The sequence below is a fragment of the Stenotrophomonas sp. 62841_Sma genome (genome assembly GCF_056482945.1).
Window position 1 is genome coordinate 910,553 of the sequence record NZ_CM151224.1, and the last position, 15,754, is coordinate 926,306.

Here is a 15,754-nt window from a genome sequence, read left to right on the forward strand (position 1 = left end):
AACCTGCGGGGGAATTGACCCGAAGGGTCAATTCCAGCTCAACACCACCTTGCCGGCCTTGCCTTCTTCCATCAGGTCGAAGCCCTTCTGGAAGTCGTCGATCGGCAGCTGGTGGGTCATCACCTTGCCGAGCGGGAAGCCGGACAGCACCAGCTGGGTCATCTTGTACCAGGTCTCGTACATCTTGCGGCCGTAGATGCCCTGCACGGTCAGGCCCTTGAAGATGATCTTGTCCCAGTCGCAGCCAGCGCCCTTGGGCATGATGCCGAGCATGGCGATCTTGCCGCCGTGGTACATGCAATCGAGCATGTCGTTGAACGCGCGCGGGTTGCCGCTCATTTCCAGGCCGACGTCGAAGCCCTCCATGTGCAGTTCCTTCATCACGTCCTTCAGCGACTGGTTGGCCACGTTGACCACGCGGGTGGCACCCATGTCGGCGGCCAGCTTCAGGCGGAAGTCGTTGACGTCGGTCACCACCACGTTGCGTGCACCGATGTGCTTGCAGATGCCGGCGGCGATGATGCCGATCGGGCCGGCACCGGTGATCAGAACGTCTTCACCGATCACGTTGAACTCCAGCGCGCAATGCGCGGCGTTGCCGTACGGATCGAAGAACGCGGCCAGCTCGGACGGAATCTGGTCCGGGATCGGCCACAGGTTGCTGGCCGGCATCACCATGTACTCGGCGAAGGCGCCGTTGACGTTGACGCCGATGCCGACGGTGTTCGGACACAGGTGCGGGCGGCCGCCACGGCAGTTGCGGCAGTGGCCGCAGACGATGTGGCCTTCGGCCGAGACGCGCTGGCCGATTTCATAGCCGGTCACGGCCGAGCCGAGTGCGGCGACGCGACCGACGAATTCGTGGCCGATGGTCAGGCCCGGCTTGATGGTGCGCTGGCTCCACTCGTCCCACAGGTAGATGTGCAGGTCGGTGCCGCAGATCGCGGTCTTCTCGAGCTTGATCAGGACCTCGTTCGGACCCGGGGTCGGCACCGGAACTTCTTCCAGCCAGATGCCCTTGGCCGCTTCGCGCTTGACCAGGGCCTTCATCGTTTGCTGCGCCATCGGGGTGGAACTCATCAGGGGGAAAGCGCGGATTATAGGGTGCCGCGCGGATTTCCCATGTTGCGCTGCGGGTGCAGTGGCGGAACGAAAGGCGTGTGCCGGCGGGCGTTTCGAACGTGCTGCGAACAGCGGCGCCTCCCTGATCCGGGAAAGGGGGCGTGGTCACCTGGCCAGGACACGCAAAAGCCCCTCCATGGTGCTCGATGGCGCCATCCATGGCGCCAACGGTCCCGTCCAGGGTGACCACGCCCCCTCTGGACGATTTCCGTGTGCGCGGCCGACGTGCGCGTGGCAGAGCAAGAAGCAGGCCCATGACTTCCGGGGTTCGGGGCGGGGCAGGGCGGCGGGCTACAATCGAAGGTTCCACTACCAGGGGCCGCTCCATGCGCTCGAACCTGCTTGCATTCTCCATCGTCGCCAGCCTCGGGCTGGCCCAGGTCGCCCATGCCGCTGAAGGCATGTGGGTGCCGCAGCAGCTGCCGGAAATCGCCGGCCCGCTGCAGAAGGCCGGCCTGAAGCTGTCCCCGGAACAGCTGGCCAACCTGACCGGCGACCCGATGGGCGCCGTCGTTGCCCTCGGCGGCTGCACCGCCAGCTTCGTCTCGCCGCAGGGCCTAGTGGTCACCAACCACCACTGCGCTTATGGCGCCATCCAGCTGAATTCGACCGCGCAGAAGAACCTGATCAAGGACGGCTTCAATGCGCCGACCCTGAAGGACGAACTGAGCGCCGGCCCGAACGCCCGCGTGTTCGTGCTCGACCAGATCACCGACGTCACCGCCCAGGCCAAGGCCGCCATTGCCGGCGCCGGCAACGACCCGCTGGCCCGCAGCCGCGCGCTGGACGCCTTCGACAAGGCCCAGGTCGCCGCCTGTGAAGCCGACGCCGGCTTCCGCTGCCGCCTGTACAGCTTCTCCGGCGGCAACACCTACCGCCTGTTCCGCAACATGGAAATCAAGGACGTGCGCCTGGTCTACGCCCCCCCGGGCAGCGTCGGCAAGTTCGGTGGCGACGTCGACAACTGGATGTGGCCGCGCCACACCGGCGACTTCTCGTTCTACCGGGCCTATGTGGGCAAGGACGGCAAGCCGGCCGCCTTCGCCGCCGACAACGTGCCGTACCAGCCCAAGCACTTCCTGAAGTTCGCCGACCAGCCGCTGGGCGCCGACGACTTTGTGATGGTGGCCGGCTACCCGGGCCGCACCAACCGCTATGCACTGGCCGGTGAGTTCAACGAAACCGCCAGCTTCACCTACCCGACCATCGCCAAGCACTACAACGCGGTGCTTAAGATGATCGCCGATGCCGGCAAGGCCGACGCCGACGTCAAGGTGAAGTACGCAGCGACCGCCGCCAGCATGAACAACGTGGCCAAGAACTACCTGGGCCAGCTGGAAGGCTTCAAGCGCATCGACGCCGCCGGCCAGAAGCAGGCTGAAGAAGCCGCCGTGCTGGCCTGGCTGAAGAAGCAGGGCGCTGCCGGCAAGCCGGCCCTGGCCGCCCACGCGCAGCTGCTCAAGCATCTGGATACCAGCAAGTCGACCCGCGAACGCGACCTGTTCGTCGGCCAGTTCAACAACACCTCGGCCGTTGGCGCAGCGATCACCCTGTACCGCCTGTCGATCGAACGCAGCAAGCCGGATGCCGAGCGCGAGGCCGGTTACCAGGAACGCGACCTGACCACCATCGAAGGTGGCCTGAAGCAGATGGACCGTCGCTACGTGGCAAAGATGGACCAGCAGCTGCAGACCTACTGGCTGGACCAGTACGTGGCCCTGCCGGCCGCGCAGCGCGACAACGAAGTGCTGAACAAGTGGCTGGCCGGCAGCGATGCCGCTGCGGTCAAGTCGCTGGTGAACAAGCTGGGCGGCACCGAGCTGGGCAGCCTGGACAATCGCCTGAAGTGGTTCAAGGCCGACCGTGCCGCGTTTGAAGCCAGCAGCGATCCGGCCATCCAGTACGCCGTGGCCGTCATGCCGGCACTGCTGAAGCAGGAAGAGCAGAAGAAGATCCGCGAAGGCGAATCGCTGACCGCGCGTCCGCTGTACCTGCAGGCCGTGGCCGACTACAAGAAGAGCCAGGGTGAGTTCGTCTACCCGGACGCCAACCTGTCGCTGCGCATCACCTTCGGCAACGTCATGGGCTATGGCAAGGATGGCGTGAAGTACACCCCGTTCACCACCCTGGAAGGCGTGGCGGCGAAGGAAACCGGTGAAGATCCGTTCGATTCGCCGAAGGCGCTGCTCGATGCGGTCAAGGCCAAGCGTTACGGCGGCCTGGAAGACAAGCGCATTGGCTCGGTGCCGGTGAACTTCCTGTCCAACCTGGACATCACCGGCGGCAACTCGGGTTCGCCGGTGCTGGATGCCAACGGCAAGCTGGTCGGCCTGGCCTTCGATGGCAACTGGGAATCGGTCAGCTCCAACTGGGTGTTCGACCCGGTGATGACCCGCATGATCGCCGTCGACAGCCGCTACATGCAGTGGATCATGCAGGAAGTGGCGCCGGCGCCGCAGCTGCTGAAGGAACTGAACCTGGTCAACTAAGGTTCGCGGTTCGGGGCGGTCCATCCACACATGGCGTGGATCTACTGCCTGTACCGAGGGTAGTGCCGGCCGCTGGCCGGCAACCTCGACCAGATAGCCGGAGTTTCCGAAACCCCGCGACCCACGTCGCGGGGTTTTTTCATGCCCGGCCCGGCCGGGTGCGCCGAACAGGTATCATCCCTGTTCCGCGTACTTCACAGGATGTGAACGAAACGCGGAAACCTCCTCCCCCCAGGACCCCTTGCACGCATGCGCATCCTGCTTGCCCGCCACGGCGAAACGCCGTGGAACGCCGAAGGCCGCTACCAGGGCCAGATCGATATTCCGCTTTCGCCGATCGGTGAAGCCCAGGCCCAGGCACTGGGTGCCCGCCTGGCCTCGGTGGACATCACCCGTGCCGTCGCCTCGCCGCTGTCGCGCGCGCAGCGCACCGCGCAGCTGGCGCTCGGCGCCGCCCGTGCCGACATGCTGCTGACCGAGCCGGAGCTGCAGGAAATCGCCCACGGTGAGTGGGAAGGCCTGCTGGCCAGCGAAATCAATGAAAAGGATCCGTCGCGCCTGCAGGCCTGGCGCGAGGAGCCGGATACCGTGCTGATGCCCGGCGGCGAATCGCTGCGCCTGGTGCTGGAGCGCAGCTGGCGCGGCCTGGCCCGCGCCACCGAAGGCCTTGGCGAGCACGACACCCTGCTGGTGGTCGCCCATGACGCGGTCAACCGCGTGATCCTGTGCAAGGTGCTGGGCCTGCCGATTTCCCGCCTGTGGACCTTCCGCCAGGCGCCGACCACGCTCAACCTGCTCGAAGGCGCCGACCTTGACAGCCTGGAAGTGGTGCGCCTGAACGACTGTGCCCACCACACGCCGTTCTTCGGCGAAGCCAAGCACCGCGCACTCTGACCCGCCACACCGAACCACCTGTACCTGCTGGAAGCACTGCCGTGACGAACACCCCGACCACCCTGGCCGACTGGCTGGACTACATTGAACGCCAGCACCCGGCGACCATCGACATGGGCCTGGAGCGCGTGCGCGCCGTGGCCACGGCGATGGGTCTTGGCGCGCCGGCCGGGCGCACCATCGTGGTCGGTGGCACCAACGGCAAAGGCTCCACCGTGGCCTTCATCGAGGCCATCGGCCGTGCTGCCGGCTGGAAGGTGGGTGCCTACACCTCGCCGCATCTGCTGCGCTACAACGAACGTGTGCGCATCGACGGGCAGGACGTGGACGATGCGGCGCTGGTTGCTGCGTTCAATGCCGTCGAAGCTGCACGCGGCGACACCACGCTGACCTATTTCGAGTACGGCACGCTCGCTGCTTTGCAGCTGTTCGCCGACGCCGGGCTGGACCTGGCGGTTCTGGAAGTGGGCCTGGGTGGCCGCCTCGATGCGGTCAACATCGTCGACGCCGACGTGGCAGTGATCACCACCGTGGACATCGACCATGCCGAGTGGCTGGGCGAGGACCGCGAAGCGATCGGCGCCGAGAAGGCCGGCATCATCCGTGGCTGGAAGCCGGTGATCCTGGGCGAGACCGATCCGCCGTCCAGCGTGCTGGCGCGTGCCTATCTGGTCGGTGCCAACGCGATCCGCGGCGGCAGCGATTACTTCTACGAGCCGATCGACGCCCAGCGCTGGCGCTGGCGCGACGTCGGCCTGCGCATGGAGCTGCCGACCCCGGCGCTGGCCGGCCCGATCCAGCTGGCCAATGCCGGTGCTGCCATCGCCGCCCTGCGCGCGCTGGACAAGCCGGTGCCGCGTGCGGCGTGGGCCGCGGGCATCGCAGCAGCGCGTATCTCCGGCCGCATGCAGGCATTCGAGCGCGACGGCGTGCAGATCCGCGTGGACGTGGGCCACAACCCACAGGCGGCGGGCCAGCTGGCGCGTGCGCTGAAGGCCGAAGTGTCAGCCGGCCGCACCCTGGCGGTGTACGCCGCGTTGCAGGACAAGGACGCGGCGGGTGTGGTGCAGGCCCTGCAGGACGTGGTGGGCGAGTGGACCCTGGCCGGGCTGGACGGTCCGCGTGGGCAGAGCGCCGCTCAGCTGCAGGCACGCCTGAGCGGTACGGTGGCGGCCAAGGCACCGCTGGCCGATAGCGTCGAACAGGCGCTGGCGCAGGTGCTGGCCCAGGCTGAGCGGGGTGACCGGGTGCTGGTGTTCGGCTCCTTCCATACCGCCGCTGCGGCCCTGCAGTGGCTGCAGGGCGACGCCTGATCCGCGTTCAGCCAACGCCGACGCCGGCCGGTCCGGCACCCGTATAATCGACGGCAATCTCCGGACAGTTGCCTGCCTCACGTGGATACGCCTCTGAAACAGCGTCTGATTGGTGCCATCGTGCTGGTGGCACTGGCCGTGATTTTCCTGCCGATGCTGGTCAAGGGACCCGCACCCGACAGCGGTGTCGCCAATGTGCCGATCGCCGCGCCGGATGCGCCGGCCGATGGCCAGTTCGAAACCCGTGAGCTGCCGCTGGTCGCCCCGGCCGGTGGTGCCACCGGCCTGCAGACCGGGCAGGCCAAGCCGCTGCAGGAGGCTGCCACGCCGGCTACGCCGCCGACCGTGGACACCTCGCCGGCAGTCGCCGCCGGCAACTATGCGGTCACCTTCGGTGCCTACGGCAGCAAGGCCGACGCCGATGCGGTGATCGCCTACCTGAAGCGCTCGCAGCTGCCGGGCTTCGCCGAAACGGCCACCATCAACGGCCGCCAGGCATGGCGCGTGCGCGTTGGACCTTACGCCGACCGTGCCCAGGCCGAAGCGGCCCGCCTGCAGGCGGTGAAGATCCGTGCGGATGTGAAGGCCGAAGTGATCACCCTGGACGCGGCGGCCGGCAGCAGTGCCCCGGTTGCGGCCACCCCGGCACCGGCTGCGCCGAGCGCCAGCACCCCGTCCGCAGCTGTTGCGCCCTCGGCCAGCGGCAACCCGGTCCGCAGCGAAAGCCTGCCGCCGAGCACGCCAACGGCGACCGCGCCGCCGGCCGCCAAGCCGGAACCGCCGAAGCCGGCGCCGAAGCCCGAACCGAAGCCGGAGGCCACCGCCAGCAAGCCGGCGACGGCGCCGACCACACCGGCAGCACCGGCTGCCAGCGGCGTCGGCTTTGCCGTGCAGCTGGGCGCGTTCGGTCAGGCCAACGATGCCAATGCCCTGCGCGACAAGGTTCGTGCCGCTGGTTTCAGCGCTTTCGTCGAGCAGGTGCGCACGGACAAGGGCACCCTGCATCGCGTCCGCGTCGGGCCGGTGGCCAACCGCGCTGACGCCGAGCAGCTGAAGGCGCAGGTCGCCGCCAAGGTCGGCGTGGCCGGCATGGTGCGACCGCACCCATGACCCACGCGCAGCCCCGTTGCCAGCGCCGCCGAAGGAGCGGGGCGCCATGATCGACGTGGTGCTGCTGATCGTGATCGCCGCCTCGACCCTGCTGGGGATGCTGCGCGGCTTCGTCGGAATCGTCATCGGCACCCTGTCGTGGCTGCTGGCCGCGTGGGCGGCCTTCGCCTTCGGCAATGATGCCGCCCACTGGTGGGCCGCGCCGGCGGCCCCCGGAGGCGAACACTTCGTCGGTGGCTACCTGGGGGTCGGCATCGGCGTGATGATCGTGGTCGCGGTGATCGGCATGGTCATCAAGGCCCTGGTCCACCGCAGCATGCTGACCAGCCTGGACCGCCTGCTGGGCGGGGTGCTGGGCGCGGTGCGAGGCGGCCTGATCGCCGCGGTCCTGCTGCTGCTGGGCAGCTTCACCCCGCTGACCGCCGAACCCTCCTGGCAGCGCTCGGCGGTGCGTCCGTTGCTGAACCCGACCGTGGCCTGGATGAACAGCAAACTGCCGCACTGGGAGGTTCCCGGGGCCGATCTGCTGCCCAAGGCCTTGCCGACCGACGCGCTGTCCCCATCTGCATTGATGGAGTTGGGCAAGAACGCAGGCGCCGGGTTGGGAAAGCCGGGCGCGGCAGGCGATAATGGCATCCTCAACCAGGTAGTGGCAGGCAGCGGATGGCTGCGGCCTGCGAAAGCGGAACAGGGCGATTCCTACGATCCGGCCGAAGTGCGCCCGGACGCTCCTGCACTGCCGGACAGTATCGAGCCGGGCGATCCGGCCAACGTCGACCGCGCGCGCGGCGACCACCGCGGCCAGGTACGGCCACCTTCCTTGTAACTGGGCACAGCCCAGCGGAGACCTCGCACCATGTGTGGCATCGTCGGAATCGTCGGCAACCAGAACGTCGCCGGGCAGTTGTATGACGGCTTGACCGTTCTCCAGCACCGTGGCCAGGATGCGGCGGGCATCGCCACCGCCAGCGGCAGCCGCCTGCGCGTGCAGAAGGCCACCGGCCTGGTCCGCGATGTGTTCGATGCCCGCACCATGTCCACCCTGGAAGGCAGCGTCGGCATCGCCCATGTGCGCTACCCGACCGCCGGTTCGGAAGGCATGGACGAGGCACAGCCGTTCTACGTCAATTCGCCGTACGGCATCGCGCTGGCCCACAACGGCAACCTGATCAACACCGAAGCGCTGCGCCAGCAGGTGTTCGAGCAGGACCGCCGCAACGTCAACACCGATTCGGACAGCGAAGTGCTGCTGAACGTGTTCGCCTATGAACTGGAGCAGCAGCGCCAGCTGAGCCCGGAAGCCGCGATCCGCGCGGTGGCCGGCGTGCACCGCCGCTGCAAGGGCGGCTACGCGGTGGTCAGCGTGGTGCTGGGCCTGGGCCTGGTCGCCTTCCGCGATCCGCATGGCATCCGTCCGCTGGTGCTGGGCAAGCGCAGCCATGCCGAGGGCGACGAGTACATCGTGGCCTCCGAGTCGGCCGCGCTGGACGTGCTGGGCTTCCAGCGCGTGCGCGACGTGCAGCCGGGCGAAGCGCTGGTGATCACCGCGCGTGGCGAGCTGTTCTCGGAAATCTGCGCCGAGCCGGCCGAGCACACCCCGTGCATCTTCGAATACGTGTACTTCGCGCGCCCGGATTCGATGATCGACAACGTCTCGGTGCACAAGGCGCGCATGCGCATGGGCATCAAGCTGGGCGAGAAGATCCTGCGCCTGCGCCCGGACCACGACATCGACACCATCATCCCGATCCCGGATACCTCGCGCGATGCCGCGCTGGAGATCTCCAACGTGCTCGGGGTGAAGTACCGCGAAGGCTTCATCAAGAACCGCTACATCGGCCGCACCTTCATCATGCCGGGCCAGGGCGAACGCGTGAAGTCGGTGCGCCGCAAGCTCAACCCGATCCACCTGGAGTTCCGCAACCGCGTGGTGCTGCTGGTGGACGACTCGATCGTGCGCGGCACCACCAGCCAGCAGATCGTGCAGATGGCCCGTGATGCGGGCGCGCGCAAGGTGTACCTGGCCAGCGCGGCACCGCCGGTGCGCTACCCGAACATCTACGGCATCGACATGCCGGCGGCCGAAGAGCTGGTCGCGCACAACCGCACCGTGGAAGAGATCGAAGCCCACCTGGGCTGCGACTGGCTGATCTACCAGGACCTGGAAGACATGGAAGCGGCGGTGAGCGAGGGCAACCCGGCGCTGCGCAACTTCGATTCGTCGTGCTTCAACGGCCACTACCCGACGGGTATCGAGCCGGGCTACTTCGAGCGCATCCAGCAGCTGCGTTCGGACGACGCCAAGCACAAGCGCCGCGCCTGAGGTCCAGGCGTGGTCGATGTACCCGACGTTGGTGGCGACCTGCTGCGCGCTGCGCAGCAGTGCCTGGCCGAAGCCGACCCGCTGCGCAAGGTGGCGCTGACCCAGGCCTATGCGGCCGCGTTCCGTGCTGGCCGCCTGAAGGTGGCGGCCGATGCACCGCCGCCGGAGCCGATCCGCATGCCCGGCCGGCCGGCGCAGCTGGTGCTGGTGCATCCGCGTGAAGTGCCGCGGCGTGGACTGGGCGGTGTGGAAGGGCGTGCCGCCTTCATCCACGCCATCGCCCATATCGAACTCAACGCGATCGACCTGGCCTGGGATGCGGTATACCGCTTCCGCGGCCTGCCGCCGGCGTTCCATGCCGACTGGGTCAGCTGTGCCGACGACGAGTCGCGGCACTTCATGCTGTTGCGCGAACGCCTGCAGGTGCATGGCCACGACTATGCCGATTTCCCAGCGCACAACGGCCTGTGGGAAATGTGCGAAAAGACCGCCCATGACGGCCTGGCACGCATGGCGCTGGTGCCGCGCGTGCTGGAAGCGCGCGGCCTGGACGTAACGCCCGGCATGATCGGGAAGCTGCGCAATGTCGGCGATGGCGAAACCGCCGATGTGCTGGAAGTGATCCTGCGCGAGGAAGTGGCGCACGTCGCTGCCGGTTCGCGCTGGTACCGCTGGTACTGCGACCGCGCCGCTGTCGAGCCGCGTGCGCGCTTCAAGGAACTGCTGGTGGAGTACGCCGGCGGCTACCTGCATGGGCCATTCAACATCGAAGCGCGCCTGCTGGCCGGGTTCGATGCGGATGAGCTGGCCAACCTGGTTGAACAGGCCGGCTGAAGAAAAGGGGACGGAGGGGATTAAGTCGTTTGTGGCACAAACGACTTAATCCCCTCCGTCCCCTTTTTTCATGCGTTCGGCAACACCACGCGCTTGCCATCCACCGTTGGCCGGTTGATGTAGAACAGGCCGGGACCCGGCCGGTACGGCAGTTCGCTGACGCCGGCATCGGCGGCGTAGGTCAGTGCGGTGTCGCCCAGTGCATCGAAGTTCCAGTGCGCCGACTGCATCAGGTAACGCCGTCGCAGCAGCGCCTCCTGTGTCTGCGTCAGCGGCTGTCCGGCCACCAGTCGGCGTGCAATCGGCTGCAGGGCGGACGGCAGTTCCCAGCCGGGAACTCCAGCGGCATTGGCGGTCCATTGCACGCCAGCATCGATGGCCTGCTGCTGCATCACCTGCAGTGCGATCAGCTGGTAACGCCAGTCGATGCGCCGACGCAGCACCACCGCAGCGGTCACATACAGCACCGGCGACAACAGCACGCTGCGGCTGCCGGCGCGACGCTGCTGCTGCCACTGGTGCCAGACGTCCACCCAGATCTCCTTTTCACCCACGCCCAGCTGCTGCCGCCAGCGTTCGGCGTCGGCCTGCGTTTCGGCGTAGGCCGTGGTGGCCTGCAGCAACGCCAGTGGAGGGACCTGGTAGTCGGAAACCGCTGGGCGACGCAGCTGCTGCCGGCGTGGACGGCTGAGCAGCTTGGGCCCTTCTTCCAGCTGGTTGTAGCCACCGCCGATGTTGGCGTGCACGCCGGGCAGGGCGATCTCGGTGAACGTTGGCGCGACGCTGGTCAATGGATAGTGTTGGCGATGCTCGTCACGCGCGGCCAGTTGCACGACGTGTGCCGCGATGCCACTGCGCAGGGCGAGCTGCGGGTGTTCATCGGCGCGGCCACCATTGACTGCAACCACGGTGTCGAACAGTCCGATGAAGCGCAGCACCGGCGTGACGGCGGCGAAGTCCGCAGTGCAGGGCAGGCCGGCGCCCTGCAGCAGCTGGCGCCAGCGCGCGCTGTCCCAGGCCTGCAGCTGGTTTGCGATATCACGTGCCGCGGCAGCACCGCGCGAATAGCCGAACAGATCCAGCTGCACGCCACGCAGCGGTCGCTGCCAGCGCGCGGACAGCTCGGCCAGTGCCGCCGGCAGCAGCACCTGCAGCGCGCGCTGCACTTTCGCGCGAACGCCACTGGCACCGATGCCGAAGGCCAGTCCGATCAGATCGTCATCGGCATCATCGCGGGTCCCCACGCCCTCGACATAGATCGACAGCGAAGGTGCGGCCATCGCATCGCGGCGGCTGTCCGGATACAGCTGCTGCAGGCGCGCGATGTTGGTCAGGCCGTTGTCGTAGCTGCTGGTCAGCCGGCTCTGGTAGGTCGAATCATCATCCGCGCGCAGCTGCGCCGGGCGTGGCTGCGGAACCTGTGGGCGACCGCGTGCCAGGTTGTGTGCGTTGTTGCGGGTGCCATCGAAGAACAGGCCGATCCGCAGCAAGCCGACATCTTCGTCCGTGTCCTGCGATGGTGCCATGTGCATTCCCCGTCGTGGCTGCGTCACGGTAGCGCGAAAGCGGTGTATTGGCGAAGTGTAGTGACGCTTTTGACCTTACTTAACGCAGATGCGGTCGATCACAGTTCCTGATTTTCATTCCCATCTTCTATTGAATTCACACGACCCGCGCAGGCCAGATGGCCAGACCCGGTAGACCCGGGCGTGCTGCATCAACGCTGTTCACATCATTCAAGGAGCGACGCAATGTTGTCCAGATCGATTGGCAAAGCGGCAGGTGGCCTGGTGTTGGGTTTGTCGGTGGCAGCGGCCGCGCATGCGGCACCGTTGTTCGAGCCGGTGACGGTCATCAGCCGCGCATCGGCAAACAGCGAGCCCGCGCTGGGCAAGCTGCTGGCCACCCCGTCCACCGCGACGGTACAGGAAGTGCGTGTCGACGCTGCTGCCACTGCGCAGCCGCAGCTGGAGTTCGAATTGCTCGGCCAGCGCGTGCAGGCGGTACGCAGCAAGGTTGAAGCACTGCCCGATGGCGGCAGCATCTGGTACGGCCAGTTGCGCTCGCCGTCCGATCGGCTGACTGCCGCCACTTCGAACGGCCAGGATGATCCTGGTAATTCAGTGATCCTGGTGCGTTCGGGCAACACCCTCACCGGTTCGATCCGCAAGGACGGCAAGCTGTATCGCCTGCGCCCACTGGGCAACCGGCATGTACTGGTGGAAGTGGATGAATCGCGGATGCCGGCCGATCATCCGGCCGACTACAACCAGCTGCCGAAAATCCCGATGGGCAACAATGACCGCATCGGCATCGCGCAGGCCTCGTCCGGTACCCCGGCCACCATCCGCGTGCTGGTGGTGGCAACCAATGCAGCGGTAACGGCCTATGGCGGCAACATGCAGTCGCTGGTGCAGCTGGCGGTGGCCGAATCCAACCAGGGCTACGTCAACAGCAACGTGGGCATCACCCTGCAGCTGGCCGGCTATGAAACCACCAGCTACACCGAATCCGGCAACTTCACCACCGACCTGACCCGCTTCCGCAACACCAGCGACGGCTACATGGACAGCATCCACACCAGCCGCAACAACACTGCGGCCGATGTCGGCGTGCTGCTGATCAACAACACAAGTTACTGCGGGTTGGCCTCGGGCATCGGTTCGACGGCATCGACGGCGTTCGCGGCGGTGTACTGGGACTGCGCGACCGGCTATTACTCCTTCGCGCATGAGATCGGCCACCTGCAGAGTGCGCGGCACGATATCGCCAGTGATCCCAGCACGTCGCCCTATGCCTATGGGCACGGTTATCGCTACGAGCCGTCCTCCGGTTCGCGCTGGCGCACGATCATGGCTTATGACTGCTCGGCCGGCTGCCCGCGCCTGAACTACTGGTCCAACCCGAACATCAACTACAACGGCATCCCGATGGGCAATGCCAGCACCGCCGACAACCAGCGCGTGCTGGTCAATACCAAGGCCACCATCGCGGCCTTCCGCTGAGGCCAACCGCCGACCGAGGTCGGCGTCTACCCGGGTGCGTTCACCTGCCCTGGTAGATGCCAACCTTGGTTGGCACCCCGCGATCCATCATTCGCGCGCGAGCGTATCCAGCGACCAGCCGCCGGCATCCACGCGCAGCACCGATCCCTGTTCGTACCAGTCACCCAGCACGATGCGGTTGCAGGCGCGGCCACCGGCCTGCAGCGTGTGCACCGCCGGGCGATGGGTGTGGCCGTGGATCATGGTGTCCACGCCATGGCGCACGAAGGTGGCATCGACTTCGGCGGGTGACACGTCGGTTACCGACTCGAACTGCGCACGATCATCCTGCTTCATTTCCGACTGGCGGGCCTGGCTGGTTTCCCGGGCCTTCTGCGCGAAGGCGATGCGTGCGGCCAGCGGCTGCGACAGGAACTGCGCCTGGAACACCGGGTCGCGCGTCTGTGCGCGGAACTGCTGGTAGGGGATGTCGTCCGTGCACAGCAGGTCGCCGTGCTGCAGCAGCACCGGGCGGCCGTACAGCTCGATCACGCACGGGTCGGGCAGGATGCGCAGGCCGGCACGGCGCGCATAGTCTTCGCCGAGCAGGAAGTCGCGGTTGCCGCGGATGAAGTACACCGGTACGCCGCTGTCGGAAAGTACCTTCAGCGCGTCGGCCACCGCATCGGCAGCAGGCGAGGGCGTGTCGTCGCCGATCCAGGCTTCGAACAGGTCGCCGAGGATGTACAGCGCATCGGCGCCGGGCGCCTGCTCGCGCAGGAAGCGCAGGAACAGGTCGGTGATCTCCGGACGGCTGGGGTCCAGGTGCAGGTCGGAAATGAACAACGTGGTCATGCAGGCATTCTAGGGCATCCACCGCCGGGCATGGCCCGGCGCTACCGAAGGGATCTGACCCCGGGGGCTACACCGGCAGCGGCAACCAGGCCAGGCTGGCCGATGCCAGCAGGATGGCAATGCCGGTGGCGGCCAGTACATCGGACGGGTAGTGCAGGCCCAGCACCACCCGCGACAGCGCGACGCCGAAGGTGAACGGCACCAGCAGCGGCGCCAGCCACGGGTAGTAGGCCAGCGCGACGATGGTGAACGACACCGCGTGCAGAGTGTGCCCGGAGGGGAAGCTGAACTCGTCCAGCGGCGCCACCCAGGCGCGGATGCGCAGATCGGCCGCATACGGGCGGGGACGCCGGGTCCAGCGCTTGAGGCCTTTGTAGAGCAGCAGTGCGGCCAGGCCGGTGGCGGCCATGTGCACCGATGCACGCAGTCCGTCGAAGCCGTCCAGCGCCACCAGCGCGCCCATCAGCACGTACCAGAACACGCCATCGCCGAGCCGGCTGATGACCGAGAACAGGCGACGCACGCGGCGACGCCGGCAGTAGTGGTTGGCCCGGCGGCAGAGCCGCGCCTCGCGGCCAGCCAGCAGCTCAAGCGGCGTGGTGCGCATGGCCGCTCCTCCGCGACTGGGCCAGCTCGGCCAGCAGGGCATCGAATTCGGCAACCACCTGCTGTGGATGCAGGCGCTTCATCGCACGCGCGGCGCTGCTGCCGAATTCGCGGCGCCGTGCATCATCGGCGGCCAGCTGCACCGCTGCCTCGATGAACTGCTCATCGTTTTCCACGGCCGCACCGTTCTCGCCATCACGCAGGTATTCGCGGGCCGCACCGTAGTCGAAAGCGACGGTGGCCAGGCCGCTGGCCATGCTTTCCAGGGTCACGTTGCCAAAGGTCTCGCTGCGGCTGGGGAACAGGAACAGGTCACCGCTGGCGAAATGCCGTGCCAGGGCTTCGCCGCGCTGGATGCCGCAGAAAATGAAATCGGGGTTTTCATGTGCCAGTTTTTCGCGGGCCGGACCATCACCCACCCAGACGAAGCGGGCTTTGGGGCGGATCTGCTGCAGGCGGCGGAAGGCTTTCACCGCCAGGCCAAGGTTTTTTTCCGCAGCGATGCGGCCGACATGGATCGCGACCAGGCCGTTGCCGTCCACGCCCCATTCCTCGCGCAGCGCCGGGTCGCGCCGGCCCGGATCGAACTGCTGGCTGTCGACCGCGCGTGCCAGCAGGCGTACGCGTTCGAAGCCCTGTTCACCGAGGAACTGCTGCAGCTCGCGGGTGGGCACCAGGGTTGCATCGGCCTGGTTGTGGAACCGGCGCATCCAGCGCATCGCGGCAGCCTGCAGCCAGGCCACGCCGTAGTCGGGCAGGTACTCGTCGAAGCGGGTATGGAAACCACTGGCGACCGGAATGCCAAGGCGGCGCGCGGTGCGCAGCGCCGACCAGCCCAGCGGCCCTTCGGTGGCGATGTAGACCGCATCGGGACGCTGCTGCTGCCAGTGGCGGTTGAGCCTGATCGGTGCAGGCAGGCCAAAGCGCAGGCCGGGGTAGCGCGGCAGTGCGGCGCCCGGCACCAGCAGCGTGCCCGGTGTGGAGTCCAGCGCTTCGCTGGACTGGCGCGGCCGGATCAGGTCGATGTCATGGCCGGAATTGCGCAGTCCCTGCTCCAGGCCCTGCACGGTGAGGGCAACGCCGTTCACTTCCGGCGGGTAGGTCTCGGTGACGATGGCATAGCGCATGGCGGGCCTCCGGGTTTCCGGCATGCTCGGGCCTGGCGATGTAGCCGATATGACCGCTTTGCGACCACGGGATGACGGTGGTCAGGTCCCTGTACGA

General features: G+C 67.3%; 13 protein-coding genes. 8 read left to right on the forward strand and 5 right to left on the reverse strand.

From position 1 onward, the window contains the following. Nucleotides 1-27: 27 nt before the first annotated feature. Nucleotides 28-1,050, reverse strand: coding sequence for an L-threonine 3-dehydrogenase (tdh, locus tag ACZK5G_RS04170; protein WP_010483949.1), 1,023 nt, complete (start codon nt 1,048-1,050; stop codon nt 28-30). 398 nt (nt 1,051-1,448) lie between these two features. Here tdh and ACZK5G_RS04175 point away from each other — a divergent pair, with 398 nt between their 5' ends. The 7 genes from ACZK5G_RS04175 (at nt 1,449) to ACZK5G_RS04205 (ending at nt 10,085) form a co-directional block, all read left to right on the forward strand. After that, nucleotides 1,449-3,611, forward strand: coding sequence for a S46 family peptidase (locus tag ACZK5G_RS04175; protein ID WP_478465419.1), 2,163 nt, complete (start codon nt 1,449-1,451; stop codon nt 3,609-3,611). A 249-nt stretch (nt 3,612-3,860) separates the two neighbouring features. Then, the gene (locus ACZK5G_RS04180) at nt 3,861-4,505 is read left to right on the forward strand and encodes a histidine phosphatase family protein (RefSeq protein ID WP_010483945.1); all 645 of its coding nucleotides are present in this window, start codon (nt 3,861-3,863) and stop codon (nt 4,503-4,505) included. 41 nt (nt 4,506-4,546) lie between these two features. Continuing rightward, complete coding sequence (folC, locus tag ACZK5G_RS04185; protein WP_049400928.1) at nt 4,547-5,818, forward strand: bifunctional tetrahydrofolate synthase/dihydrofolate synthase; 1,272 nt, start codon at nt 4,547-4,549, stop codon at nt 5,816-5,818. A gap of 81 nt (nt 5,819-5,899) precedes the next feature. Next, nucleotides 5,900-6,928, forward strand: a complete 1,029-nt coding sequence (locus tag ACZK5G_RS04190) for an SPOR domain-containing protein (protein WP_049400927.1) — start codon at nt 5,900-5,902, stop codon at nt 6,926-6,928. Between the two features lie 46 nt (nt 6,929-6,974). Next, nucleotides 6,975-7,754: a CvpA family protein gene (locus ACZK5G_RS04195; protein ID WP_049400926.1), complete on the forward strand. Its 780-nt coding sequence runs from the start codon at nt 6,975-6,977 to the stop codon at nt 7,752-7,754. Nucleotides 7,755-7,784: 30 nt separating this feature from the next. Further along, nucleotides 7,785-9,251, forward strand: coding sequence for an amidophosphoribosyltransferase (purF, locus tag ACZK5G_RS04200; protein ID WP_032129068.1), 1,467 nt, complete (start codon nt 7,785-7,787; stop codon nt 9,249-9,251). 9 nt (nt 9,252-9,260) lie between these two features. After that, entirely contained in the window at nt 9,261-10,085 is an 825-nt protein-coding gene (locus ACZK5G_RS04205) for a ferritin-like domain-containing protein (RefSeq protein ID WP_121504057.1), read from the forward strand. A 68-nt stretch (nt 10,086-10,153) separates the two neighbouring features. Here the strand turns inward: ACZK5G_RS04205 and ACZK5G_RS04210 are convergent, their stop codons facing one another. Continuing rightward, nucleotides 10,154-11,611, reverse strand: coding sequence for a DUF2235 domain-containing protein (locus ACZK5G_RS04210; RefSeq protein WP_049400930.1), 1,458 nt, complete (start codon nt 11,609-11,611; stop codon nt 10,154-10,156). 225 nt (nt 11,612-11,836) lie between these two features. On the opposite strand from ACZK5G_RS04210, the gene ACZK5G_RS04215 reads away from it, so the two are divergent. Continuing rightward, complete coding sequence (locus tag ACZK5G_RS04215; protein WP_032129071.1) at nt 11,837-13,090, forward strand: zinc-dependent metalloprotease; 1,254 nt, start codon at nt 11,837-11,839, stop codon at nt 13,088-13,090. A gap of 87 nt (nt 13,091-13,177) precedes the next feature. On the opposite strand, the gene lpxH is transcribed toward ACZK5G_RS04215, so the two are convergent. From lpxH to ACZK5G_RS04230, 3 genes are all read right to left on the reverse strand, one after another. Next, on the reverse strand, nt 13,178-13,924 hold the full coding sequence (lpxH, locus tag ACZK5G_RS04220; protein ID WP_253143531.1) for a UDP-2,3-diacylglucosamine diphosphatase: 747 nt from the start codon (nt 13,922-13,924) through the stop codon (nt 13,178-13,180). Between the two features lie 67 nt (nt 13,925-13,991). Continuing rightward, entirely contained in the window at nt 13,992-14,531 is a 540-nt protein-coding gene (locus ACZK5G_RS04225) for a phosphatase PAP2 family protein (RefSeq protein WP_049400923.1), read from the reverse strand. After that, a complete protein-coding gene (locus ACZK5G_RS04230) occupies nt 14,512-15,657 on the reverse strand; it encodes a glycosyltransferase family 4 protein (protein WP_478465422.1) in 1,146 nt (381 codons plus the stop codon). The genes ACZK5G_RS04225 and ACZK5G_RS04230 overlap by 20 nt, the downstream gene beginning before the upstream one ends. Nucleotides 15,658-15,754 lie beyond the last annotated feature (97 nt).

What these genes read in the sequence shown, in the direction of transcription:
- tdh (WP_010483949.1), bottom strand. Translation starts at nt 1,050, where the DNA reads ATGAAGGCCCTGGTCAAGCGCGAAGCGGCCAAGGGCATCTGGCTGGAA.
- ACZK5G_RS04175 (WP_478465419.1), top strand. Translation starts at nt 1,449, where the DNA reads ATGCGCTCGAACCTGCTTGCATTCTCCATCGTCGCCAGCCTCGGGCTG.
- ACZK5G_RS04180 (WP_010483945.1), top strand. Translation starts at nt 3,861, where the DNA reads ATGCGCATCCTGCTTGCCCGCCACGGCGAAACGCCGTGGAACGCCGAA.
- ACZK5G_RS04195 (WP_049400926.1), top strand. Translation starts at nt 6,975, where the DNA reads ATGATCGACGTGGTGCTGCTGATCGTGATCGCCGCCTCGACCCTGCTG.
- purF (WP_032129068.1), top strand. Translation starts at nt 7,785, where the DNA reads ATGTGTGGCATCGTCGGAATCGTCGGCAACCAGAACGTCGCCGGGCAG.
- ACZK5G_RS04210 (WP_049400930.1), bottom strand. Translation starts at nt 11,611, where the DNA reads ATGGCACCATCGCAGGACACGGACGAAGATGTCGGCTTGCTGCGGATC.
- ACZK5G_RS04215 (WP_032129071.1), top strand. Translation starts at nt 11,837, where the DNA reads ATGTTGTCCAGATCGATTGGCAAAGCGGCAGGTGGCCTGGTGTTGGGT.
- lpxH (WP_253143531.1), bottom strand. Translation starts at nt 13,924, where the DNA reads ATGACCACGTTGTTCATTTCCGACCTGCACCTGGACCCCAGCCGTCCG.
- ACZK5G_RS04225 (WP_049400923.1), bottom strand. Translation starts at nt 14,531, where the DNA reads ATGCGCACCACGCCGCTTGAGCTGCTGGCTGGCCGCGAGGCGCGGCTC.
- ACZK5G_RS04230 (WP_478465422.1), bottom strand. Translation starts at nt 15,657, where the DNA reads ATGCGCTATGCCATCGTCACCGAGACCTACCCGCCGGAAGTGAACGGC.